The sequence below is a fragment of the Aeromonas sp. R2-3 genome (assembly GCF_040908375.1).
GTDB lineage: Bacteria > Pseudomonadota > Gammaproteobacteria > Enterobacterales > Aeromonadaceae > Aeromonas > Aeromonas veronii.
Genome location: NZ_JBFODP010000032.1, coordinates 507,946 through 529,651 on the forward strand (window position 1 = coordinate 507,946; position 21,706 = coordinate 529,651).

Below are 21,706 nucleotides of genomic sequence, written 5' to 3' on the forward strand. Positions count from 1 at the left end.
ACTCCTGACACACCCATTTGTGGATATATCCATCAACTAAATAAGGCTCTCACGGGCCACCACAAGGGATGCAGTTTGTTATTCGGTATGAAGCCGTATGACCACTCCCTTTTGTTGGCAACTGTCAGGTGAATACCATCTCCATACAAGTAATTTAAATCAAAGTGCCGACCAAGTTATCGGTACTTTTATCTCCCTATGTAAGTTAAAAATTCACTGCGGCGTTAAATCTAATATCCCAGAGGTCAAGGTCCTGACGCCCGATACTGTAATAACCGGTGATAACTTCAAAACGCTGATGACGCTGAGGGGCTACCGCCAGTGCAATCCGTGCAGATCCACTCCACGGAGTCGTACTTTCCATTGTCAGATTTTCATTCAGGATCTGACCATCATTGGGACGCTCAATATCATAACGAACCCCAAGACGCAGGGCCGGTATAATTTGAACACCATCGGTTGTGGTGAAAATACGACTGATATCCCCTGATGCTTCACTGGTGGCATATTCAAAAGAGTTTTCATTAACCCGCAATGTCACGTTATAAATCTGGTTTGCATAAGGCAATGAGCCTGTGTAATCAAACGCATCGGATTTATTGTGACTGTAAAAGAGGGCAAGCTTGGGCCGCAGCAGATATTCACCAACATCGTAGCCACCGGTCAGGTTGGCTGAGATCAACCCGGTCGTTGTCTTGAAACTCCCTTTAAGTACATCGAGTTCGGTATCGTTATCAGTTCGTCCCCATGCAGCCCAGCCATCCAGCAGCCAGTGCGTATCTAGCCTATAGCCGCCATATGGCCCAACAAAGAAGCTGTCCCCCTCATTTCGTACCGAACTGCCAAACGTGCCAAGAGAGGTTTTGCTATTGGCAAATGCAATACCGCCCAGCCCGTCTTTACCAAGGGATCTGTGTATACCGATCAAAAAGCTGTTGGCATGTCCGGATGTGTCTATCTCGTTACGATCATCGGAGACTCCGGTATGGCGTACATCAGTCCATACCTGCCACAACCCCTTTTGACCGGCAATATCTTCAAATTGGTCAAGCCCGACAACGACACGATCTGAAATACTGAGGGAGCCGCTCAAATAGCCCATCAAGGCATCTGCACTGATACTGGTCACAATATTGCGGATCGGGTCACTCCCACCACCGGTGCCACCACCACTACCACCATTGCTGCCATCCCCCCCGCCGGTTCCGCCACCAGTTCCACCATTGCCGCCATCCCCACCGCCGGTTCCGCCACCACTTCCTCCATTGCTGCCGCCACCACCTCCGGTTCCGCCACCAGTGCCACCGTTACTCTCTCCCCCATCGATCGGGGGAATATTTGGAAATACCGGATTGGTCTGGTTTCTCGAATCGAGGAAGCAGTTGAAAGAACCATCCGCATTGAGGAGATCCAGTTTGTGAGTCCCGTTAAGGTCATCAAGTACTACAGGTGAGACACTCAAGTGCAACGACGCGCGGTTTGCATTCCAACTATCGATTTCAGATACCCCGGGAGCAGAGAGGCGAAAATTCCCCCCGGAACCGGGACTTGAAAGCCATAGTGATACCGAATTGTCAGCCGAACGCCCAAGAAACTCTAGATGCTGCCCCGGTTGCCTGTTCGGGCAATCCGCCGCCCATGCTGTTGGCAAGCAGATACTGGTAAGGCAGCCAATTCCCAAAATACGTGAAATCATTATGTCCTCCTGACACTACGTTATCTCACTGACATCCTTGCATGACTTTTAGCATTCCCCACAAACAGGTCACTCGATGCAATGGGTAAAGGAACAAATCAATCTGACAAGTTCAAATCGCAGACTATTTTAGTATCCACACTGTTTCTGGTCTCCTGTAATAAAATTCGTTTAGCGCCTGAATCGCGATGATTGATTAAATCAAACCACTTTAAAACCCATAAAAAATGCCGCCCATCGGGCGGCAGTTTTATTAGAGATAACGGGCTAACAGGAATTACCAGCCGGTTACTTCGCGCAGGGCCTTGCCGATATCGGCCAGGGAGCGGACGGTTTTCACGCCAGCATCTTCCAGCGCGGCAAACTTCTCGGCGGCAGTACCCTTGCCACCGGAAATGATGGCGCCAGCGTGGCCCATCCGCTTGCCGGGAGGGGCAGTAACACCCGCGATATAGGAGACCACCGGCTTGGTGACGTGGGCCTTGATATAGGCGGCAGCATCTTCCTCGGCGTTGCCGCCGATCTCGCCGATCATCACGATCGCTTCGGTCTGCGGATCGTTCTGGAACATCTCCAGAATGTCGATAAAGTTGGAGCCTGGGATGGGGTCGCCACCGATACCAACGCAGGTGGACTGGCCAAAGCCCTCGTCAGTGGTCTGCTTGACCGCTTCGTAGGTCAGGGTGCCGGAGCGGGAGACGATACCCACCTTGCCCGGCTTGTGGATGTGGCCCGGCATGATGCCGATCTTGCACTCACCCGGGGTGATCACGCCCGGGCAGTTGGGGCCGATCATCCGCACGCCGGTCTCTTGCAGCTTCACTTTGACATCCAGCATATCCAGCGTCGGGATGCCTTCGGTGATGGTGACAATCAGCTTGATGCCCGCGTCGATCGCTTCCAGGATGGCATCCTTGCAAAACGGCGCCGGCACATAGATGACGGAGGCAGTAGCGCCGGTCGCTTCGACCGCGTCACGGACGGTGTTGAACACCGGCAGGCCCAGATGGGTGGTGCCGCCCTTACCTGGGGAGACGCCGCCCACCAGCTGGGTGCCGTAGGAGAGCGCCTGCTCGGAGTGGAAAGTACCCTGACCGCCGGTAAAGCCCTGGCAGATGACTCGGGTGTCCTTGTTGATCAGTACGCTCATCAGTTGGCCTCCGCTGCTTTGACGACTTGCTGCGCGGCATCGGTCAGACTCTTGGCCGCAATGATGTTGAGGCCGCTCTCGGCCAGCTTGATACCACCCAGCTCGGCGTTGTTGCCTTCCAGACGGACCACGACGGGCACCTTGACCCCCACTTCCTTGACCGCACCGATGATGCCTTCCGCGATCATGTCGCAGCGCACGATGCCGCCGAAGATGTTGACCAGCACCGCTTTGACGTTGCTGTCGGAGAGGATGATCTTGAACGCCTCGGTTACGCGCTCCTTGGTGGCGCCGCCGCCGACGTCAAGGAAGTTGGCCGGCTTGCCGCCGTGCAGGTTGACGATGTCCATGGTGCCCATGGCCAGACCCGCGCCGTTGACCATGCAGCCGATGTTGCCATCGAGGGCCACATAGTTGAGCTCCCACTGGGCAGCGTGCGCTTCGCGGGGGTCATCCTGAGACGGGTCGTGCATCTCGCGCAGCTTGGGCTGACGATAGAGGGCGTTGGCGTCGATGTTGATCTTGCCATCCAGGCAGTGCAGGTTGCCCTGCGCGGTGATCACCAGCGGGTTGATCTCCAGCAGCGCAAAGTCGCAATCCAGGAACATCTGGCCCAGACCCATGAAGATCTTGGTGAATTGTTTGATCTGATCGCCGACCAGACCCAGTTTGAAGGCCAGCTCGCGGGCCTGATAGGCCTGCGGACCCACCAGCGGATCGATGGCCGCCTTGTGGATCAGATGGGGGGTTTCGTGGGCGATCTTCTCGATGTCCACGCCACCTTCGGTCGAGGCCATGAAGACCACGCGACGGGAGCCACGGTCAACCACGGCGCCCAGGTAGAGCTCTTTGGCGATGTCGGTGCAAGATTCAACCAGGATCTTGGTGACCGGCTGGCCGTTGGCGTCAGTCTGGTAGGTCACCAGATTCTTGCCCAGCCAGTTCTGGGCGAAAGCACGGATCTCGTCCTTGCTCTTGGCCACTTTCACGCCGCCCGCCTTGCCGCGGCCACCGGCGTGTACCTGGCATTTGACGACCCAGGTATTGCCGCCAATCTTGTCGGCCGCTTCGGCCGCTTCTTGTGGGGTAGCACAGGCATAACCTTCGGAGACCGGCAGGCCATACTCGGCAAACAGCTGTTTTGCCTGATATTCATGCAGATTCATAGATGCTCTATCCGTGTTGTAGGTATTTCCGTCCGGGGCTGGTGTTTCTCAATCCCCTGTGAATGGGGGCCTGGGCGGCCCCTCGTTATCTTTCAATCGCTCGGGTATTACTCAAACGTCCAGCGGCACACTCCGCTCGGGGCGCAAACCCCTTGCCCGAGTGCCACAGGCTTAGACGTCCAGCAACAGACGGGTCGGGTCTTCCAGCAGCTCCTTGACGGAGACCAGGAAGCCTACCGATTCGCGTCCGTCGATGAGACGGTGATCGTAGGAGAGCGCCAGATACATCATCGGCAGGATCTCGACCTTGCCGTCAACGGCCATCGGGCGATCCTGGATCTTGTGCATGCCCAGAATAGCGCTCTGGGGCGGGTTGATGATCGGGGTGGACATCAGGGAGCCGAACACGCCACCGTTGGTGATGGTGAAGTTGCCGCCAGTCAGTTCATCCACGGTCAGCTTGCCGTCACGGCCCTTGCCCGCCAGATCCTTGATGGCCTTCTCGATGTCCGCCAGGCTCATGTTGTCGCAGTCGCGCAGCACCGGCGTCACCAGACCACGGGGGGTGGAGACGGCGATGCTGACGTCGAAGTAGTTGTGGTAAACCACGTCATCACCATCGAGCGCCGCGTTCACTTCCGGATAGCGCTTGAGGGACTCAACCACCGCCTTCACGTAGAAGGACATAAAGCCGAGCTTGATGCCGTGCTTCTTCTCGAAGATCTCGCCGTACTGCTTGCGCAGATCCATGATGGGCTTCATGTTGACCTCGTTGAAGGTGGTCAGCATGGCGGTGGTGTTTTTCGCTTCCAGCAGACGCTCGGCAATGCGCTTGCGCAGACGGGTCATCGGTACCCGCTTGTCGGTACGACCACCCAGCGGGGCAACCTTGGCTGCCGGGGCTGCAGTTGCGACCGGTGCGGCTGCCGCAGGCTGGCTCTTGGCCTTGATGAAGGCTTCCACATCATCCTTGGTGATGCGACCGCCTTTGCCGGTACCGGTCAGCTTGGTCACGTCGATGTCGTGCTCGCCAATCAGGCGGCGCACCGAGGGGCTCAAGCCATCGGCACCATCATCGGCCACCGCTTCAGCGGGTTTCTCTTTGGTCTCTTCACCGGCCACCGGAGCGGCGGTGAGGATGGCAATCAGTTGACGGGACAACACGGTTGCCCCTTCCCCTTGCAGAATATCCCCCAGCACACCGGCTTGCGGTGCCGGCACTTCCAGCACCACCTTGTCGGTCTCGATGTCGACCAGCACTTCGTCACGGGCGACCAGATCGCCCGGTTTTTTGTGCCAGGTGGCGATAGTGGCATCGGCCACTGATTCCGGCAGATCCGGTACCTTGATTTCGATAGTCATCCAATCAGTTCCTTTTTACTTCTATGCCAGAGGCTTTACAGGGTAAGGGCATCTTCCACCAAGGCTTTTTGCTGCTTGGCGTGGACAGACATGTAACCGACGGCCGGTGAGGCTGACGCGGGGCGACCGGCATAACGCAGGGTGGCTCCGGCTGGCAGCACGCCATCGTAGTGGTGACGGGTGCAGTACCAGGCGCCCTGGTTCTGCGGCTCTTCCTGACACCAGACAAAGTCGGTGACGTGGCTGTAATCGGCCAGAATGGCGCGCACTTCCTCTTCCGGGAAGGGGTAGAGCTGCTCAATTCGCACCAGTGCCACATCTTGCTGCTCGGCCTTGCGACGGGCATCGAGCAAGTCGTAGTAGACCTTGCCGGAGCAGAAGACCACCCGCTTGACCGCTTTCGGATCCAGCGCATCGATCTCGCCGATGGCGTTCTGGAAGGTGCCTTCCGCCAGCTCTTCGAGCTTGCTCACCGCCAGCGGGTGGCGCAGCAGGGATTTGGGCGTCATGACGATGAGCGGACGGCGCATCGGACGCACTACCTGACGACGCAGCATATGGAACACCTGCGCCGGAGTAGAGGGCACGCACACCTGCATGTTGTGCTGGGCACACATCTGCAGATAACGCTCCAGACGAGCGGAGGAGTGCTCCGGCCCCTGCCCCTCGTAACCGTGCGGCAGCAGCATGGTCAGGCCGCACATCCGGCCCCACTTCTGCTCACCGGAGGAGAGGAACTGATCCACCACTACCTGGGCACAGTTGGCGAAGTCGCCGAACTGGGCTTCCCAGATGGTGAGGCCAGCCGGCTCGGCGCTGGCGTAACCATATTCAAAGGCCAGTACCGCGTTCTCGGTCAGCACAGAGTCATACACCTCGAACGGGCCCTGCTCGTCGTGCAGGTTGCACAGCGGGGTGTAGGTGCTGGCATCGGTCTGGCTGTGCAGCACGGCGTGGCGGTGGAAGAAGGTGCCACGGCCGGAGTCTTCACCGGTAAAGCGGATGCGGGAACCCTTATCCACCAGAGTGGCGTAGGCCAGGGTTTCAGCAAAGCCCCAATCCACCAGCTTCTCGCCGGCGGCCATCAGACGGCGGTCTTCGTAAATCTTCTCGACCTGACGCTGCAGCACGTGAGTCGCCGGATACTGGCTCACCCGCTCGCCGAGGCTCTTGAGGTGATCCATAGGCACGGCACTCTCATAGGCCATGTTCCAGTCGTGGCCCAGATACGGCGTCCAGTCGACGGAGTGCAGCTCCATCGGCCGCCACTCCTTGCTCACCCGCTCGCCGCGATCCAGCGCTTCGCGATACTCGTTGACCAGTTCGGTCGCCCGCTCCTGGGCGAGGCTCCCCTCGGCCACCAGCTGATCGGCGTAGATCTTGCGCGGGGTCGGGTGCTGCTTGATCTTCTGGTACATCAAAGGCTGGGTGGCGCTCGGCTCATCCGCTTCGTTGTGACCGTGACGACGGTAGCAGACTAGCTCGATCACCACATCGCGTTTGAAGGTATTGCGGTAATCCAGTGCAATCTGGGTCACCAGCACCACGGCTTCCGGGTCATCCCCGTTGACGTGCAGCACCGGCGCCTGCACCGCCTTGGCGATGTCGGTGCAATATTCGGTGGAGCGCAGGTCACGGATATAGGAGGTGGTGAAACCAACCTGGTTGTTGATGACGATGCGCACCGTCCCGCCGACACCATAGGCACGGGTCTGGGACATGTTGAAGGTCTCGGCCACCACGCCCTGACCGGCCATGGCCGAGTCACCGTGAATGGTGATGGGCAACACGCTGGAGCCATCCTTGTCACCGCGACGATCCATCCGGGCACGGACCGAGCCGATGACCACAGGGTTGACGATCTCGAGGTGAGAGGGGTTGAACGCCAGCGCAAGGTGGACGTTGCCACCCGGGGTGGCGAAGTCGGAGGAGAAGCCCATGTGGTACTTCACATCACCGGTGCCCCAGGATTCGCCATGCTTGCCGGCAAACTCGTCGAACAGATCCTGAGCGCGCTTGCCCAGCACGTTGATCAGCACGTTGAGGCGACCGCGGTGGGCCATACCGATAACGGCCTCTTTGCAGCCCTGCTCACCGGCGCGACGGATCAGCTCCTTGAGCATGGGGATCATGGCGTCGCCACCTTCCAGCGAGAAGCGCTTGGCTCCCGGGAACTTGGCGCCCAGATATTTCTCCAGCCCTTCGGCGGCAGTAAGGCTCTCGAGGAAACGGGTCTTCTCTTCGAGGGTGTAGCTCCCCTTCCCCTCAATGGATTCGAGACGCTGTTGCAGCCAGCGCTTCTCTTCCGTGGAGGTGAGGTGCATGTAGTCGGCGCCGATGGAGCCGCAATAGGTCTTCTTCAGCGAGGCGTAGAGGTCGGAGAGCACCATGGTCTCACGACCGATGGCGTAGGAGCCCACATTGAAGGTGGCCTCCATATCTGCGCCCTGCAGGTTGTGGAACGCAGGCTCCAGTTCGGCAACGGTTTCACGCTGCCACAGGCCCAGCGGGTCCAGATTGGCATTCTGGTGACCACGGAAACGGAAGGCGTTGATCAGCTGCAATACCCGCACCTGCTTGGCATCCACTTGCGGATCGGAGACGGGGGCACTGTAGCGAGAGGGATCCTTGGCCAGACGACGGAAATAATCGCGGACCTGGGAGTGGGGTTGTTCAACCGCATGGCCATTGACCTGGGGCAGCTCGCTAAACAGGCTGCGCCACTCGTCGGACACGGAGTCAGGATTTTCCAGGAAGGATTCGTACAAATCCTCGATATAGCTTGCATTCGCACCAGCCAGGTGAGATGACTCCAACCAGGCCTTCATCACGCCGTTATGCATTTCTATCCCTTGTACTTCTTGTTACTGCTGCGCAGCTTGTAGGGGTCAAATAGCCATCCTGCCACGGGTGGGATGGCTATCCAGAGGTCGGGCCAGCACCTGGCCGGCCCTGATACTAAACAGCCCGATTGAGCAACATCGACTTGATCTGGCCAATCGCCTTGGTCGGGTTCAAGCCTTTCGGACAGACGTTCACGCAGTTCATGATGCCATGGCAGCGGAACACGCTGAATGCGTCGTCCAGATTCCCCAGTCGTTCGGTGGTCGCGGTGTCGCGGCTGTCAGCCAGCCAGCGGTAGGCGGCGAGCAGCCCGGCCGGACCGATGAACTTGTCGGGATTCCACCAGAAGGAGGGGCACGAAGTGGAGCAGCAGGCACAGAGAATGCACTCGTACAGGCCGTCAAGCTTGGCGCGCTCTTCGGGGGATTGCAGGTGCTCACGCACCGGCGGCAACTTGTCATCATTGATGAGGAAGGGTTTGACCTTCTCCCACTGGGTGTAGAACTGGGTCATGTCGATCACCAGATCACGGATCACCGGCAGGCCGGGCAAGGGGCGGATAACGACGTTATTGCCCTTCTTCAGCAGGTCGGAGAGCGGGGTGATACAGGCAAGACCGTTCTTGCCATTCATGTTGAGACCGTCTGATCCACAGACCCCTTCGCGGCAAGAGCGGCGGAAGGCGAGCGTGGGATCCAGCTCTTTCAACTGGATCAGTGCGTCGAGCACCATCATGTCGGAACCTTCAGGAATATCAAGACGATATTCCTTCATATGGGGGACGTTATCAACATCCGGATTGTATCTGTAGACAGAGAATGTGACGTTCATAGGGCTGGCTCCGCAATCAGTAAGTCCGGACCTTGGGCGGGAACGCCTCACGGGTCTTGGGTGACATGTTGACAGCGCGACGGGTCATGGACTCGGTGTCCGGATGATAGAGGCTGTGGCACAGCCAGTTCTCATCGTCGCGATCCGGGAAGTCGAAGCGGCAGTGAGCACCGCGACTCTCGGTACGGAAGTTGGCGGCAACCGCCGTGGCAAACGCCGTCTCCATCAGGTTGTCCAGCTCCAGGCACTCGATGCGCTGGGTGTTGAACTCTTTGGAGGTGTCATCCAGACGGGCTGACTTGAGGCGTTCGCGGATAACCTTGAGCTCGGCCAACCCTTCTGCCATCGCAGCACCTTCGCGGAATACAGAGAAGTTGTTCTGCATGCAGCGCTGCAGGTCTTTGCGGATCTGCACCGGGTCTTCCCCGTCACGGCAATTTTCCCAGCGGTTGAAGCGGGCCAGTGCGGCATCCAGATCCGACTCGGAAGCATCGCGGCCGTGATCCATCTCGCCCAGGGTGTTGACCAGATGCATGCCGGCCGCGCGGCCGAACACCACCAGATCCAGCAGGGAGTTGCCACCCAGACGGTTGGCGCCGTGCACCGAGACGCAGGCAATCTCGCCCACCGCAAACAGACCGACCACCGGCACGTCGTTGCCATTCTTGTCCTGGGTCAGGCACTGGCCATTCACGTTGGTCGGCACGCCGCCCATCATGTAGTGGCAGGTCGGGATGATCGGGATGGGCTCTTTGACCGGATCCACGTGGGCGAAGGTGCGAGAGAGCTCGCAGATCCCCGGCAGACGGGATTCCAGCACTTCTTTGCCGAGGTGATCCAGCTTGAGCTTGATGTGCGGGCCCCAAGGACCATCGCAGCCACGGCCTTCACGGATCTCGATCATGATGGAGCGGGCCACCACGTCGCGACCGGCCAAGTCCTTGGCGTTTGGCGCGTAACGCTCCATGAAGCGCTCGCCATCTTTATTGAGCAGATAGCCGCCTTCACCACGGCAGCCTTCGGTTACCAGCACCCCTGCCCCGGCGATGCCGGTCGGGTGGAACTGCCACATCTCCATATCCTGCACGCCGACGCCGGCACGCAGCGCCATGCCGACACCGTCACCTGTATTGATGTGGGCGTTGGTGGTGGACTGGTAGATACGACCGGCACCGCCAGTCGCCAGCACGGTGGCCTTGGCCTTGAAGTAGACCACTTCACCGCTCTCCATGTCGATGGCGGTACAACCCACCACGTGGCCATCCTGGTTTTTCACCAGATCCAGCGCATACCACTCGGAGAATACGGTGGTCTTGTTCTTGACGTTCTGTTGGTAAAGGGTGTGCAGCAGGGCGTGACCGGTACGGTCGGCGGCCGCTGCGGTACGAGCAGCCTGCTCGCCACCGAAATTCTTGGACTGACCACCAAACGGACGCTGGTAGACAGACCCGTTATCGAAACGGGAGAAGGGCAGCCCCATGTTCTCCAGCTCATAGATAGCCTCGGGACCGGTTTTGCACATGTACTCGATGGCTTCCTGATCACCGATGTAATCGGAACCTTTTACCGTGTCATACATGTGCCACTGCCAGTTGTCATCGTGGGCATTGCCCAGCGCAACCGTGATCCCGCCCTGGGCGGAGACAGTGTGAGAACGGGTTGGAAAAACCTTGGACAACAGAGCGCAGCTCTTGCCGGACTGGGCAATCTGCAGCGCGGCGCGCATACCGGCACCACCGGCACCAATCACCACCGCATCAAATTCACGAGTTGGAATAGTCACCTTACACACCCCACAGCACGACGAAACCCGTCATCAGATAGACAAACAGCACCACGACCAGGGCAAATTGCAGCGCCCCGCGCAGCCCAACCGGCTTGATATAGTCAGTCAGCACCTGCCACAGACCAATCCAGGCGTGGATCAGTACGCAGAGCAGGGTCAACAGGGTGAATACCTTGGTGAATGTTTTGGCGAAGAAGCCTGCCCACACCTCGTAGGTGATGTCGTTGAACGCGACAAAGCCCACCAGATAGAGGACATAACAGGTCATGATGAGGGCGGTGGCGCGGATCAGGATGTAATCGTGAACGCCGCTGCGCCCGAAGGTTGCAGAATTGGTTACCATACAAGCACTCCCGCCAATACAGCCAGGATCGCGGTGATCACGAAGGCCACGCGGGCGCTCTGATTGCCGGATTCCAGCTCTTCCCAATAGCCCATATCCATGACCAGATGACGCAAGCCGCCCACAATGTGGTATGCCAGCGCAGTCAGGATCCCCCACAGCACGAGTTTGACCAGGAAGTTGTCCATGATGGCAACCACGGTTGCAAACCCTTCGGGAGAGGCGAGTGAAGTACCAAGCATCCACAGCAAGATGCCCAGTGCAACAAAGGTAATGACCCCTGAAACACGGTGCAGGATGGATGCAATGGCAGTGACAGGAAAGCTGATCGTCTGTAGGTCGAGGTTGACCGGTCTCTGTTTGTTTTTCACGCTTGCCCACTCAGCTCCATTGAGCACGTTAGTTATTGTTTTAACTCACACTTGAGGGCACGGAATGGTGATTGTTGGTTTTTTGTTACCAAAACACTCTGAAAAAGCCAAAACGCGAGTTTTCGGTTTCACATCAGGCTTTGCCAAAGCGTTTCAAACACCCGCAGCCATGACCCACGTGGCGCAGTATATCGGCGGCCTTAACCGAAGACAATCAATTAGCTACAAAGAAAACACAAAACCGCAAACTCGATCGCATATTTAATTTAACATTTCATTAATGCCATTAATGGGGTTCCAGCAAAATTGACATTGATAAGGAACTCTGTTTCAAATAAGGCGCTCCAGCCACTTCGGTATGGGTAACAACCTTTGCCAGCGTCATAAAAGTCGTAATAGAGTAGGACTGGAACCAAATTATAAAGAGCAAAGGAGACGTGCTATGGCTGATAAGATAGCCACCCTACACCTGCCCGGAAAAGATCCGGTCGAACTGCCGATCCTCTCCGGCACCATCGGCCCGGATGTCATCGATGTCAGAAAATTGGGATCACAGGGGTATTTCACCTTTGACCCCGGTTTTATGGCGACCGGTTCTTGCAAATCTGCCATTACCTACATTGACGGGGATCAGGGTGTCTTGCTGCACCGTGGTTACCCCATCGCCCAGTTGGCCACCCAGGCCACCTATCTGGAAGTCTGCTATATCCTGCTGTACGGCGAAGCGCCGACCAAGGCGCAATATGCCGAATTCGAACGCCTGGTCACCCGCCACACCATGGTGCACGAGCAGATCGCCTTCTTCTTCCGCGGCTTCCGTCGCGACTCCCACCCCATGGCCATCATGTGCGGTGTAGTCAGCGCCCTCTCCGCCTTCTATCACGATGCCCTCGACATCAATAACGAGCAGCATCGCGAGATCTGTGCCTTCCGTCTGCTCTCCAAGATGCCGACTCTGGCCGCCATGTGTTACAAGTACTCCATCGGCCAGCCGTTCATGCAGCCGCGTAACGCCCTCTCCTATGCCGGTAACTTCCTCCACATGATGTTTGGCGTGCCGACCGAAGAGTACAAGGTCAACCCCATCGTTGAACGTGCCATGGATCGTATCTTTACCCTCCATGCAGATCACGAGCAGAACGCCTCCACCTCCACCGTTCGTCTGGCTGGCTCCTCCGGTGCCAACCCGTTCGCCTGTATCGCCGCGGGGATCGCCTCCCTGTGGGGACCGGCCCACGGTGGTGCCAACGAAGCCTGCCTGCGCATGCTGGAAGAGATCGGCTCGGTGGATCGCATCCCCGAGTACATCGCCAAGGCCAAGGACAAGAATGATCCGTTCCGTCTGATGGGCTTCGGTCACCGTGTCTACAAAAACCACGACCCTCGTGCCACTGTGATGCGTGAAACCTGCCACGAAGTACTGACCGAGCTGCAGATCAAGGATCCGCTGCTGGATGTGGCCATGGAGCTGGAGCGCATTGCGCTCTCCGACCCCTACTTCGTCGAGAAGAAACTCTACCCGAACGTGGACTTCTACTCCGGCATCATCATGAAGGCGATCGGCATCCCGATGAGCATGTTCACCGTGATCTTCGCCATCTCCCGCACCATCGGCTGGATTGCCCACTGGAACGAGTTCCACTCAGACCCGGACAGCAAGATTGGTCGCCCACGCCAGCTCTACGTAGGCCACCCGCTGCGCGAGTTCACTCCACTCGAGCAGCGCTAACCACTGCGCTGATATGGTTTGTTACAAAGGCGGTCATTGACCGCCTTTTTGTTTGCCGCTCTAATGCCCCCTTTCGCGTTAAGGAGTCCATTATGAAACCACTGTTTATCAGCGCAGCCTTGCTGCTGACCGCCTGCCAGAGCACCCCCGCTTCGTCACAGGGGGAGACCCTCTATATCAACAGCCAGTTGGTCGATTGCGTCGGGGTTGGCCCAATGCAGTGCATGCAGGTTCGCAGTGATGAGCAGCGGCCCTGGACGCTGTTCTACCAGAATATTGAAGGTTTCCAGTTCGAGCCTGGCTATCGCTACCAGCTCACTGTCAGCAAGGAGCAGCTCACCGATGTGCCGGCCGATGCCCCCTCCGTGCGCTATCAGCTGATCAAGGTAGTGAACAAGGTCGCCAGCAAGTAACAAACACGATCAAAAAAACGGGGGATGGCTGATGCCATCCCCCGTTGGTTTATGGGTACTGCGCCTCATCAGGCACGATCAGGTCGGCGCCAGCGCCATATGTAGCAGCGGATAGGGCTTGCCCTGACCATCCAGCGGCGAGCGACCCGTCACTGTGAACCCCATCTTCAGATAGAAGCCCACTGCCTGTTCGTTCTGCTCGTTGACGTCAACCTGCGTCGCGCCGCCCTGTTCGATGGCATGCGCCACCAGCAAACGCCCCACGCCACTACCGCGCGCCTCGGGAGCCACAAACAGCATCTCCAGCTTGCCCTCGTGCACTCCGCTAAAACCCGCAACGTTCCCCTCTTCTGTACAGGCACAGTGCAGTGTCACCGCATCGAAGTAGTGCTCCAGAATAAGCGGTTTAAGCGCGAGGATCTTGGCCTCGGGCAGAAAGTGGTGGGTCGCCCGCACCGAGGCCTCCCACAGCTCGATCAGGGCCGGATAATCGGCCCGCGTTGCAGTATCAATCTTCATCAATGACTCTTTGTTGCAGCCCGCAGGATGGCTGTGGCCTCCCCGCTAGCCAACCTGATTAGCGCGCCTGCACCGCTTGCAGCAGCACCGACATATCAGCGCCAAAGTGGCGGCTGCGGATCGCTTCGCGAATATCCGCTTCGCTATAACGGCTGCCCGGGTAGACTACTACGCAGGAGGTGTCGCCCGGTTTGAGGAAGTGGGTCTCGCCAAACGGGGTATAGCGAGTGGCGCCGATACTGATGAGCGCATGGGGAGGATGTCCCGCCTGCGCCAGCAGTCCCTGAATGTGCTCCGCCGGCCCCTCATCCTGCTGATGATTGAACTTGTCGATGGCCCAGTCGAGCAGCTTGCCGTGGAAGTAGCTGTAGTCGATGGCAGCGCTGTCTACCCCGTAAGCGTGCAGCTCGCCATCGCGCTCCAGATAGCAGGCGATGCGATAGTCATCGAGCTCGCAACCGACGGCAAAACCGGAAAGCGACAGCAGATTGGCCGCCAACCCCTTGCTCTCTTCACCCCAGTTCTTCTTCTCGCTGATCTTCTTGGCGTTGGGACGGCGGATGGAGCAGTCGTTATAGGCGCCAAAGGCGCGGGGATGGATCGCCACCACCTGCTTGTCGGCATACTCCAGCTCGCACCAGAGGGCTACTTCCGGCTCGATCTGCACCTTCTCGTCACCACTGACCGCCGCTTCCGGCAGGAAGATCGCCTTGTCGCTTAAGGGGAACACCCCGAGCTGACCCGGATAGCCCGGCACAAAGAAGGGAAAGAGCGCCTTGGGCGCGGTGGTATCGCGCACCACGACAGCCACGAAATCCGACGCTTCACCCGCCTGCTCCAGATGACCGGCGAAATTGCCCGCGACCCCGAGTCCGATAAACTTGCTCTCTGCTGCTATCTGCATCTTGCTCACCTGCATCTTGCCCACGCAAGGTAGCAGGCTCGTCGCCCACTACCGCTAAAGTGGCAAGATTAAACCACAAGGGCCCCGCCTTCGCCCAGTCCGGTCCTATCGTGGTGTGCGCCAGTCCACTTTTTTAGGGACGAGAAAGCTGTGGCGAACCAGCCATTGCGCACTCATTCAGCTACGCAGTCACCGCGCTGGAAACAGTGCGTTTCCGGCCTATCCCCTCTTTCTCCTTGGGACTCAACTTCATCTTTGTTAGGCTGCCTGCCACACAGGCTCACAGAGGGATCTTCTTGATGTCACAGGCGCACTTTCAGGGCCGCTTCGAAGTCGAGTTCAAATATCAGCTGACGGATCGCCCCGCCTTCCTCAAGGCACTGCTCGCCCTCAATCCGGAGATCATGCTGGAGGATAATCTGGAGCAGGATCGCTACTTCGACACCCCGGACGATGCCCTTGCCCAGGCTGGCAAAAGTCTGGCTATCCGCACCATGCAGCCCTCCGGCATCCAGCTCTGGATCGTCAAGGGGCCCGAGACGGATCGCTGCGAGGCGGTCACTATCAATGATGCGGACAAGGCCGTCAGCATGCTCTTGGCCATGAACTACAGGCAGATACTCGTGATCACCAAAAGGCGCAGCATCTACTTCATTGGCCCGTTTCACGTCACCCTGGATCATCTGGCCGAGATCGGGGATTTTGCCGAGCTCGCCATCATGACCGATGACCAGAAACGCCTCCCGGCGTTTCGCCAGCAACTGCTCGCGCTGGCAGATCAGTTGGGACTTTCTCCCGATGCGCAGGAGCCTCGCTCCTACCGAACCCTGTACACCCGGTACATGCAGACAATACACACCACACAACCAGAGGATGCAACTCAATGATCGACAAACTCGCCTGGCTCACCTTTAAAGATCAGCAGCTGCTCTGCGCCCGCTCCCACGGCAAGGACATCTATTACATCCCGGGCGGCAAGCGGGAACCGGGCGAGAGCGACGAGGCGGCACTGATACGCGAGATTGCAGAGGAGCTGGCTGTCACCCTGCAGCCCGATATCCTGCGCTTTGCCTGCGAGTTCAGCGCCCAAGCCGATGGCAAACCGGTAGGAGTCGAGGTGCGACTGCGCTGCTACACCGGCGAAGCGAGCGGCACCCCGATCGCCTCGGCAGAAATTGCCGAGCTGCGCTGGCTCGACAGCTCTCACCTCGATGAGCTCTCCCCCGTCTCCCGCTTGCTGTTTACCTGGCTGGTTGAGCAGGAGCTGATCCGCTGACAAGCCGTACTCGCGGCGAGCATAAGTACCTACCTCATATGAACCAACGGTGGCAATCAGCCACATAACAGCGCAACGACAAGGATGTCAGATGAACATTGTGGAAGTTAAGAGCGCAGCAACCTACCAAAGTGCACGCAACTCAGATGGCACTCTTGCTGCAACCGTCATCTTCTACAAACCGCTCTGACCATCCCCTATCCCTTATCCAAATACAGCAGGGCCACACCAAGCGGCCCTGCTTGTTTCCAGCGTGACTGTTTATGGCTTGCGACGGATTGCCACGATAGAGCCATTGCTCCTGCATGTCTCAACACCGCCAATTGCTCGCCCCAAAATACAACCAAACAAACAGAAAGATTAATTAATGATTAAAACGCCCCCCTTTTCTTCTTCATCTATTGCCTCATCAGGCGTATCGTGAGAGACCCATTTGATAATCGAATCTATGTTGTTCACTGCCTTGAGGAATAATGGATGCCCACTTTGCCCCGTACAGTTACCTCCCCCAAAAAGTTCATCATCGGTCAACACCTTCTCCCGCAACTCCATGAGCACGTTAAAGATTTTGGTGACTATGCGTTGCTCATCAGCGATGAGTTCATTCTGGAGCGGGTACGGGAAGAAGCTTTGGCGGGGCTCCTGCAGGCAGGCCTCAGGGGAGTGGTCGACAAGTTTCGCTATGAATGCACCGAACAGGAGATCCACCGCCTGACCCACCTTGCAGAGCAATATGGTGCGAACGTGATTGTCGGGATCGGCGGCGGCAAGACGCTGGATGTCGCCAAGGCCGTGGCCTTCTATCTGCGCCGTCCGGTTGTGCTGTTCCCGACGATTGCCTCCACGGATGCCCCCTGTACGGCGCTGGCGGTGATCTACAACCAGGCGGGGGAATTTGAGCGCTATCTCTTCCTGCCGCAAAATCCGGACGTGGTGCTGGCTGACACGGCCATCATTGCCGCCGCCCCCCCCCGCTTCTTTTCCGCAGGCGTTGGTGATGCCCTGGCCACCTATTTCGAGGCGCGCGCCTGTTATCGGGCGGACGGGCTCAATCTGGTCGGCAAGCGCCCTTCACGCACTGGCCTTGGTCTGGCAAAGCTCTGTTACGAGCTGCTTGGTGAAAACATCGAGCTGGCCATGGATGCAATACGCCACCATGTCTCGACTCCGGCGCTGGAGCAGGTCATCGAGGCCACCATCTACCTTAGCGGGGTCGGCGCAGAAGCCGGTGGACTGGCCGCCGCTCATGCCGTCAACAATGGCATGTCACTGATCCCGGAGCTCCATCGTGCCCAGCATGGCGAGAAGGTGGTCTTCGGCCTGCTGACCCAACTCGTGCTTGAGCGCGCCCCGCAACATGAGCTTGATGAGGTGTTTCGCATCATCGACTGTGCAGGTCTGCCCATGACGCTGCAAGAGCTGGGGCTCACCCACTTTGATGAAAGCGAGTGGCGCAAGGTGGCGCAGCTGGCCTGCGATCCCCTCGATACCATGGGCAACATGCCGATGACAGTGAGTGAACAGGATGTCTACGCCGCCATGGTAGCGGCCAATGCCATGGCTGAGCGTTATCGCCTCCGCCATCCCCGCGCCTGATTGCTTGCCGCACTAAATAGGCAAACAGTAAAAAGGCTTGCCCATTGGCAAGCCTTTTTCATCTGCATCCCACCCCCTTGTCGGGATAGACGAAAGTCCGCGTTGACTCAGGGCAGTTTCACCGCTCGCACTTCAACCTCTGGCAGGGCGAAGGCATCTTGCGCGGCGATGAGTTGCAGCTCGTAAGCCTGCTGGCGCCAGGTCTCCTGCAGCACCGCATCCACCGAGGCGTTGGTGCGCTCGAACGCGCTGACCGCATCGTGACCGGCCAGCAAATTCGCCAGCATCAGGGCGCTGATAAGATCGCCAACCCCCACCGGCTGGCGGGCAAAGTCATAAAGCGGACGGGCAATCAGGTAATCCCCTTTCGGGGTCGCCAGCAGCATCTCGAAGCGGCTGGAGTCCTGCGCCGCACGACCGAGATGCTTGACCAGCACCAGCTTGACGCCGCGGGCCAGCAGCTGATGGGCAGCCGCGCGGGTCTGATCCAGATCAGCCAGATGGGTATCACAGAGGGTCTCCAGCTCCAGCAGGTTGGGGGCCATCATGTCGGCCACCGGCAACGCCTGCTCGGTCAGAAAACGGGTGACGCCGGGAGCGACGATACACCCCTTCTCCGGGTGACCCATCACGGGGTCGCAGAAGTAGATGGCATCGGGGTTGGCCGCCTTGACGGCGTTGACCACGGTCAGGATCTCGTCCCCCTGCTCGGCGGAGCCAAGGTAGCCACTCAGCACGGCGTCACACTGGCTCAACACCTCGATATTGCCCAATCCTTTCACCAGCGCACTGATATGACCCGCCGGCATCGCCATCCCCTGCCACCCCTGGGCATATTGGGTGTGGTTGGAAAACTGCACCGTGTTGATGGGCCATACATCCATACCGAGGCGGCGCATGGGGAAGACGGCCGCGCTGTTGCCGGCACAACCAAAGACCACGTGGGACTGAATAGAGAGAACGGATTTCATCGGGAATACCACAGCAAAGGATCAGCAAGGTGGGCAATATATAGGATGAAGATAACGATGCGCCACCTTGGCGCGGGATGAACAGGCAATTTCCTGACTAAAGACAGGTTTTTTGCGCCATTTGGCCCGCGTCGACAGGATGAGCGGCGCCATGATGCGCCGCGTCACCGTCCATCACATGCCGTTGTGCTCAACGCCATGACGGGCAAAGTGATAGACCCATCCCTCATCACACGGCATGTCACTGGGTGGCGAAATCAGCTCAGGCAACACAGTCACCTTGCCACCAGCGGCATATTGCAGCGCCATCAGGGCGCAGAGCGCCGCATCGTAGCGATCGGTGCCGACCAGCACGTCCGCAGGCAGCAAGGCCGCCAGCTCGGGCCGTGCCGGGGAGGCCTTGCCGCCCACTTTGGTCAATGCCGGATAGACCTCCAGCACGGCGCGACTGGCCTTCGGGGCAACGGTCGGCACCAGTTGCAGATCAGAGAGCTGCGGCAGCATGGAGAGCGCCAGGGTGGCGTTGTTGCCGAGCCGGTCGAAGGTGGCCGACAGCGGCTTCTTGCCGTACTGCTGATACAACCAGCGTTCGCAGTCGCGATAGGCGTAGGGGTTGTCTATCTCCCGCTCGGGCACGGCGCAGCTGTGTGGCTGGCCGTTGAGCAGATCCCGCAAGGCGCGGGGAAAGGCGAGCGGCGCATCGATACCGAGCGCCAGTTGCGGGCAGGCTTCTACCTGCATCAGGGTCAGCTCGTTTTGCAGGGCCGGACGCAGCAGAGCGGCCAGATCCGGCGCCACCCGCGAGCTCAGACGAAACAGCGGCGACACCCCGAGCCAGTGCAGGCGGTTGGATTCGGCATGCCAGCCCATTACGGCCACCGCCTGGGCACTGCCCTGCCAGCCACGCACATCCCAGCCGATCCCGATTGCACTCATCTGCCCTGCCGTCATCAATTACCTCTGTTCGCCTGTCACAAGTTGCAAGAGGCACAGGGTAATCAGCAGAGGCCCTTAACGCAAAGCGAACTGCCTTGGTCAGAACGATTTCTGGAAGTTCACCAGTGGCAGAATGGGGAACACGCCGTTGGCGGCATAGTTGGCCAGCCCGATCTGCAAGCCGTCGAGGTGCTTGGTCGCATTGATAAAGCCAATCTGGAAAGTGGTACGCTCGGCATAGTTGACGAAGCCGACGTTGGCCAGCGCATTGCCCTTGGCGATATTGACCGCCCCCCAGTTGAGCCCCTGTACATTGTTGGTCAGGTTGACCAGTCCCAGATTGACGCCGGTATCCTGCCCCTCATGCCAGTTGATGGCGTTGATAGCCACCCCGCCAAACTGGTGGCGCACCCGACCAGCACCCAAGAATACCCCGAGCTGCAGGCCGCTGAACTGATCCACATCGGAGAGGGCGAAGATCGGCAGATCAATGCCCTTCACCTGACCGGTCCGGCCATAGAGCAGCGAGGCGCGCGCCCCTTCCACCTGATGGGACGCGGGCAAATTGACCCCGGGCAGCGAGACCTGCACCGGAGTACTGGCCTGCGCGACACCGCACAGAGTCAGGGCGCTGCATGCCAGCAGCAGACGGGAGAGTGTCATGGGAAGTTCCTTGGGCCATTGAGAGTGGCCCGATCCTAACAGTCAGGGGCGAGTGTGGGCACACCAGCAGGGACGAGGTGCGTCACGATACGTCACGGGTGGCCCTCTCACCTCTCCATCAGGACTTGCGAAAGCGCCATCTCAAGGACAATCGGCCACTTTTTCACAGCGAGTGGTTCCTCTTCCTTTCTTTGCCTGAGCGAACTGCCTAAAATAGTCGCCCTGCTGTATCCGGCATTCATCCATCTAGAGGATTTCCCATGGAGACGTTTCTGCTCGAAGGTCACCCCTTCGTTGCCTTGTGTGACCTTATCAAACATCAGGGATGGGCCGATTGTGGCGGCGCCGCCAAAGCCCTCGTTGCCGAAGGGCTGGTCGAAGTGGACGGTCAGGTCGAGACCCGCAAGCGCTGCAAGATCGTGGCCGAACAGGTGGTCAACTTCAACGGCATGAAGGTCGTGGTGAAAGAGGGCGTCAGCCCGGAGATTGGCTAACCCCGTTTCGGGGAGCCACTCTCCGGCAACCCGCTAGCTGGCCTTGATCGACAGGGTCAGCACAAAACGCGCCATCGCCTCATCCCCGTTCAATGACGGACAGGTTGCCACCACCTGGATGGGGCGATTGATGCGCTGACCGCTTGCCAGCGATTCGTCGATCATGGCGTCAATCTCCTCCCCCGCTGCGCAGTCGAACTGCACATCCCCCTCCGGTCGTTTCAAAAACTCCCCCTGCACATCCTTGAAGGCGAAGTGCACCTTCTTGCGCCGCTGCCGCCCCTTCTCCATCACCAGCAGACCGCCCACCAGATCGGCGCCGGTCGCCAGCGCGCCAAAATACATGCTGCCCAGATGGTTGCGGGTACGCCAGCCAAGAGGAATGCGAATGCGCAGCGCCTTGGCGTTCATCTCTTCGATGATCGGGGCACAAAACCCGATGACGGGAATATAGCGCCAGGCAAACAGCCGGAGCGCCAGATTGGCTTTGAAGCGTTGCAAATCCATATGCGAACTGATCCGATGAGTTAATGTAAACAACATGTTGCCTGCATCTGCGCCATTCGACAAGCACAGGGTTCACGGTTACGACCTTTTGCCCAACGCAAAAAAACAGAGGGAACCGTATCGGTTCCCTCTTTTCGTTCATGTCGCTG

The 21,706-nt window shown here is 58.6% G+C and carries 21 protein-coding genes; 6 read left to right on the plus strand and 15 right to left on the minus strand.

Going from position 1 to position 21,706, the window contains the following annotated elements; translation table 11 throughout:
- Positions 1-205 precede the first annotated feature (205 nt).
- The 9 genes from AB5Z02_RS19870 to sdhC all read right to left on the minus strand — a co-directional run bounded on the left by AB5Z02_RS19870 (position 206) and on the right by sdhC (position 11,549).
- Positions 206-1,696: an autotransporter outer membrane beta-barrel domain-containing protein gene (locus tag AB5Z02_RS19870; protein WP_231720467.1), complete on the minus strand. Its 1,491-nt coding sequence runs from the start codon at positions 1,694-1,696 to the stop codon at positions 206-208.
- A 277-nt stretch (positions 1,697-1,973) separates the two neighbouring features.
- A complete protein-coding gene (gene sucD, locus AB5Z02_RS19875; protein ID WP_005333542.1) occupies positions 1,974-2,846 on the minus strand; it encodes a succinate--CoA ligase subunit alpha in 873 nt (290 codons plus the stop codon).
- On the minus strand, positions 2,846-4,012 hold the full coding sequence (gene sucC / locus AB5Z02_RS19880) for an ADP-forming succinate--CoA ligase subunit beta (protein ID WP_005361097.1): 1,167 nt from the start codon (positions 4,010-4,012) through the stop codon (positions 2,846-2,848). Before sucC ends, sucD begins: the two co-directional genes overlap by 1 nt.
- A gap of 171 nt (positions 4,013-4,183) precedes the next feature.
- Positions 4,184-5,374 carry a 2-oxoglutarate dehydrogenase complex dihydrolipoyllysine-residue succinyltransferase gene (gene odhB / locus AB5Z02_RS19885; RefSeq protein ID WP_005333546.1) on the minus strand — a complete coding sequence of 397 codons (1,191 nt, stop codon included), beginning with the start codon at positions 5,372-5,374 and terminating at the stop codon, positions 4,184-4,186.
- A gap of 35 nt (positions 5,375-5,409) precedes the next feature.
- Positions 5,410-8,217, minus strand: coding sequence for a 2-oxoglutarate dehydrogenase E1 component (sucA, locus tag AB5Z02_RS19890; protein WP_139732041.1), 2,808 nt, complete (start codon positions 8,215-8,217; stop codon positions 5,410-5,412).
- Between the two features lie 115 nt (positions 8,218-8,332).
- Positions 8,333-9,049: a succinate dehydrogenase iron-sulfur subunit gene (locus AB5Z02_RS19895; RefSeq protein WP_005333549.1), complete on the minus strand. Its 717-nt coding sequence runs from the start codon at positions 9,047-9,049 to the stop codon at positions 8,333-8,335.
- Positions 9,050-9,065: 16 nt separating this feature from the next.
- Positions 9,066-10,832: a succinate dehydrogenase flavoprotein subunit gene (gene sdhA / locus AB5Z02_RS19900; RefSeq protein ID WP_040066317.1), complete on the minus strand. Its 1,767-nt coding sequence runs from the start codon at positions 10,830-10,832 to the stop codon at positions 9,066-9,068.
- 1 nt (position 10,833) lies between these two features.
- Positions 10,834-11,178: a succinate dehydrogenase, hydrophobic membrane anchor protein gene (gene sdhD, locus AB5Z02_RS19905; protein WP_005333558.1), complete on the minus strand. Its 345-nt coding sequence runs from the start codon at positions 11,176-11,178 to the stop codon at positions 10,834-10,836.
- A complete protein-coding gene (gene sdhC / locus AB5Z02_RS19910) occupies positions 11,172-11,549 on the minus strand; it encodes a succinate dehydrogenase cytochrome b556 subunit (protein ID WP_021231296.1) in 378 nt (125 codons plus the stop codon). Before sdhC ends, sdhD begins: the two co-directional genes overlap by 7 nt.
- Positions 11,550-11,991: 442 nt before the next feature.
- Here sdhC and AB5Z02_RS19915 point away from each other — a divergent pair, with 442 nt between their 5' ends.
- Both AB5Z02_RS19915 and AB5Z02_RS19920 read left to right on the plus strand, forming a co-directional pair.
- Positions 11,992-13,278 carry a citrate synthase gene (locus tag AB5Z02_RS19915; protein ID WP_005333572.1) on the plus strand — a complete coding sequence of 429 codons (1,287 nt, stop codon included), beginning with the start codon at positions 11,992-11,994 and terminating at the stop codon, positions 13,276-13,278.
- Positions 13,279-13,370: 92 nt separating this feature from the next.
- Positions 13,371-13,691 (plus strand): DUF4377 domain-containing protein, encoded by a 321-nt coding sequence (locus AB5Z02_RS19920; RefSeq protein WP_368216800.1) that lies wholly within the window; start codon positions 13,371-13,373, stop codon positions 13,689-13,691.
- 78 nt (positions 13,692-13,769) lie between these two features.
- On the opposite strand, the gene AB5Z02_RS19925 is transcribed toward AB5Z02_RS19920, so the two are convergent.
- Both AB5Z02_RS19925 and AB5Z02_RS19930 read right to left on the minus strand, forming a co-directional pair.
- A complete protein-coding gene (locus tag AB5Z02_RS19925; protein ID WP_159143826.1) occupies positions 13,770-14,210 on the minus strand; it encodes an acetyltransferase in 441 nt (146 codons plus the stop codon).
- A gap of 58 nt (positions 14,211-14,268) precedes the next feature.
- Positions 14,269-15,114: a DUF5718 family protein gene (locus AB5Z02_RS19930; protein ID WP_159143827.1), complete on the minus strand. Its 846-nt coding sequence runs from the start codon at positions 15,112-15,114 to the stop codon at positions 14,269-14,271.
- Positions 15,115-15,413: 299 nt separating this feature from the next.
- Between AB5Z02_RS19930 and AB5Z02_RS19935 the strand changes: the two genes are divergently transcribed.
- The 3 genes from AB5Z02_RS19935 to AB5Z02_RS19945 all read left to right on the plus strand — a co-directional run bounded on the left by AB5Z02_RS19935 (position 15,414) and on the right by AB5Z02_RS19945 (position 17,986).
- Entirely contained in the window at positions 15,414-16,001 is a 588-nt protein-coding gene (locus tag AB5Z02_RS19935) for a class IV adenylate cyclase (protein WP_368216802.1), read from the plus strand.
- The gene (locus tag AB5Z02_RS19940; RefSeq protein WP_368216803.1) at positions 15,998-16,390 is read left to right on the plus strand and encodes an NUDIX domain-containing protein; all 393 of its coding nucleotides are present in this window, start codon (positions 15,998-16,000) and stop codon (positions 16,388-16,390) included. The genes AB5Z02_RS19935 and AB5Z02_RS19940 overlap by 4 nt, the downstream gene beginning before the upstream one ends.
- Before the next feature lie 477 nt (positions 16,391-16,867).
- Positions 16,868-17,986, plus strand: coding sequence for a glycerol dehydrogenase (locus tag AB5Z02_RS19945; protein WP_123172924.1), 1,119 nt, complete (start codon positions 16,868-16,870; stop codon positions 17,984-17,986).
- 107 nt (positions 17,987-18,093) lie between these two features.
- On the opposite strand, the gene pdxY is transcribed toward AB5Z02_RS19945, so the two are convergent.
- The 3 genes from pdxY to AB5Z02_RS19960 form a co-directional block, all read right to left on the minus strand.
- Positions 18,094-18,957, minus strand: coding sequence for a pyridoxal kinase PdxY (gene pdxY / locus AB5Z02_RS19950; protein ID WP_103252431.1), 864 nt, complete (start codon positions 18,955-18,957; stop codon positions 18,094-18,096).
- 174 nt (positions 18,958-19,131) lie between these two features.
- Complete coding sequence (locus tag AB5Z02_RS19955) at positions 19,132-19,908, minus strand: DUF429 domain-containing protein (RefSeq protein WP_231720461.1); 777 nt, start codon at positions 19,906-19,908, stop codon at positions 19,132-19,134.
- Positions 19,909-19,992: 84 nt separating this feature from the next.
- The gene (locus tag AB5Z02_RS19960) at positions 19,993-20,556 is read right to left on the minus strand and encodes a hypothetical protein (protein ID WP_005352548.1); all 564 of its coding nucleotides are present in this window, start codon (positions 20,554-20,556) and stop codon (positions 19,993-19,995) included.
- A 260-nt stretch (positions 20,557-20,816) separates the two neighbouring features.
- Here AB5Z02_RS19960 and ybcJ point away from each other — a divergent pair, with 260 nt between their 5' ends.
- Positions 20,817-21,050 (plus strand): ribosome-associated protein YbcJ, encoded by a 234-nt coding sequence (gene ybcJ / locus AB5Z02_RS19965; protein ID WP_005361116.1) that lies wholly within the window; start codon positions 20,817-20,819, stop codon positions 21,048-21,050.
- A 33-nt stretch (positions 21,051-21,083) separates the two neighbouring features.
- On the opposite strand, the gene AB5Z02_RS19970 is transcribed toward ybcJ, so the two are convergent.
- On the minus strand, positions 21,084-21,557 hold the full coding sequence (locus tag AB5Z02_RS19970) for a DUF4442 domain-containing protein (protein ID WP_019446113.1): 474 nt from the start codon (positions 21,555-21,557) through the stop codon (positions 21,084-21,086).
- Between the last annotated feature and the right edge of the window lie 149 nt (positions 21,558-21,706).

What these genes read in the sequence shown, in the direction of transcription:
- AB5Z02_RS19870 (WP_231720467.1), bottom strand. Translation starts at nt 1,696, where the DNA reads ATGATTTCACGTATTTTGGGAATTGGCTGCCTTACCAGTATCTGCTTG.
- sucD (WP_005333542.1), bottom strand. Translation starts at nt 2,846, where the DNA reads ATGAGCGTACTGATCAACAAGGACACCCGAGTCATCTGCCAGGGCTTT.
- sucC (WP_005361097.1), bottom strand. Translation starts at nt 4,012, where the DNA reads ATGAATCTGCATGAATATCAGGCAAAACAGCTGTTTGCCGAGTATGGC.
- odhB (WP_005333546.1), bottom strand. Translation starts at nt 5,374, where the DNA reads ATGACTATCGAAATCAAGGTACCGGATCTGCCGGAATCAGTGGCCGAT.
- sucA (WP_139732041.1), bottom strand. Translation starts at nt 8,217, where the DNA reads ATGCATAACGGCGTGATGAAGGCCTGGTTGGAGTCATCTCACCTGGCT.
- AB5Z02_RS19895 (WP_005333549.1), bottom strand. Translation starts at nt 9,049, where the DNA reads ATGAACGTCACATTCTCTGTCTACAGATACAATCCGGATGTTGATAAC.
- sdhD (WP_005333558.1), bottom strand. Translation starts at nt 11,178, where the DNA reads ATGGTAACCAATTCTGCAACCTTCGGGCGCAGCGGCGTTCACGATTAC.
- AB5Z02_RS19915 (WP_005333572.1), top strand. Translation starts at nt 11,992, where the DNA reads ATGGCTGATAAGATAGCCACCCTACACCTGCCCGGAAAAGATCCGGTC.
- AB5Z02_RS19920 (WP_368216800.1), top strand. Translation starts at nt 13,371, where the DNA reads ATGAAACCACTGTTTATCAGCGCAGCCTTGCTGCTGACCGCCTGCCAG.
- AB5Z02_RS19925 (WP_159143826.1), bottom strand. Translation starts at nt 14,210, where the DNA reads ATGAAGATTGATACTGCAACGCGGGCCGATTATCCGGCCCTGATCGAG.
- AB5Z02_RS19930 (WP_159143827.1), bottom strand. Translation starts at nt 15,114, where the DNA reads ATGCAGATAGCAGCAGAGAGCAAGTTTATCGGACTCGGGGTCGCGGGC.
- AB5Z02_RS19935 (WP_368216802.1), top strand. Translation starts at nt 15,414, where the DNA reads ATGTCACAGGCGCACTTTCAGGGCCGCTTCGAAGTCGAGTTCAAATAT.
- AB5Z02_RS19940 (WP_368216803.1), top strand. Translation starts at nt 15,998, where the DNA reads ATGATCGACAAACTCGCCTGGCTCACCTTTAAAGATCAGCAGCTGCTC.
- AB5Z02_RS19945 (WP_123172924.1), top strand. Translation starts at nt 16,868, where the DNA reads ATGCCCACTTTGCCCCGTACAGTTACCTCCCCCAAAAAGTTCATCATC.
- pdxY (WP_103252431.1), bottom strand. Translation starts at nt 18,957, where the DNA reads ATGAAATCCGTTCTCTCTATTCAGTCCCACGTGGTCTTTGGTTGTGCC.
- AB5Z02_RS19955 (WP_231720461.1), bottom strand. Translation starts at nt 19,908, where the DNA reads ATGACGGCAGGGCAGATGAGTGCAATCGGGATCGGCTGGGATGTGCGT.
- AB5Z02_RS19960 (WP_005352548.1), bottom strand. Translation starts at nt 20,556, where the DNA reads ATGACACTCTCCCGTCTGCTGCTGGCATGCAGCGCCCTGACTCTGTGC.
- ybcJ (WP_005361116.1), top strand. Translation starts at nt 20,817, where the DNA reads ATGGAGACGTTTCTGCTCGAAGGTCACCCCTTCGTTGCCTTGTGTGAC.
- AB5Z02_RS19970 (WP_019446113.1), bottom strand. Translation starts at nt 21,557, where the DNA reads ATGGATTTGCAACGCTTCAAAGCCAATCTGGCGCTCCGGCTGTTTGCC.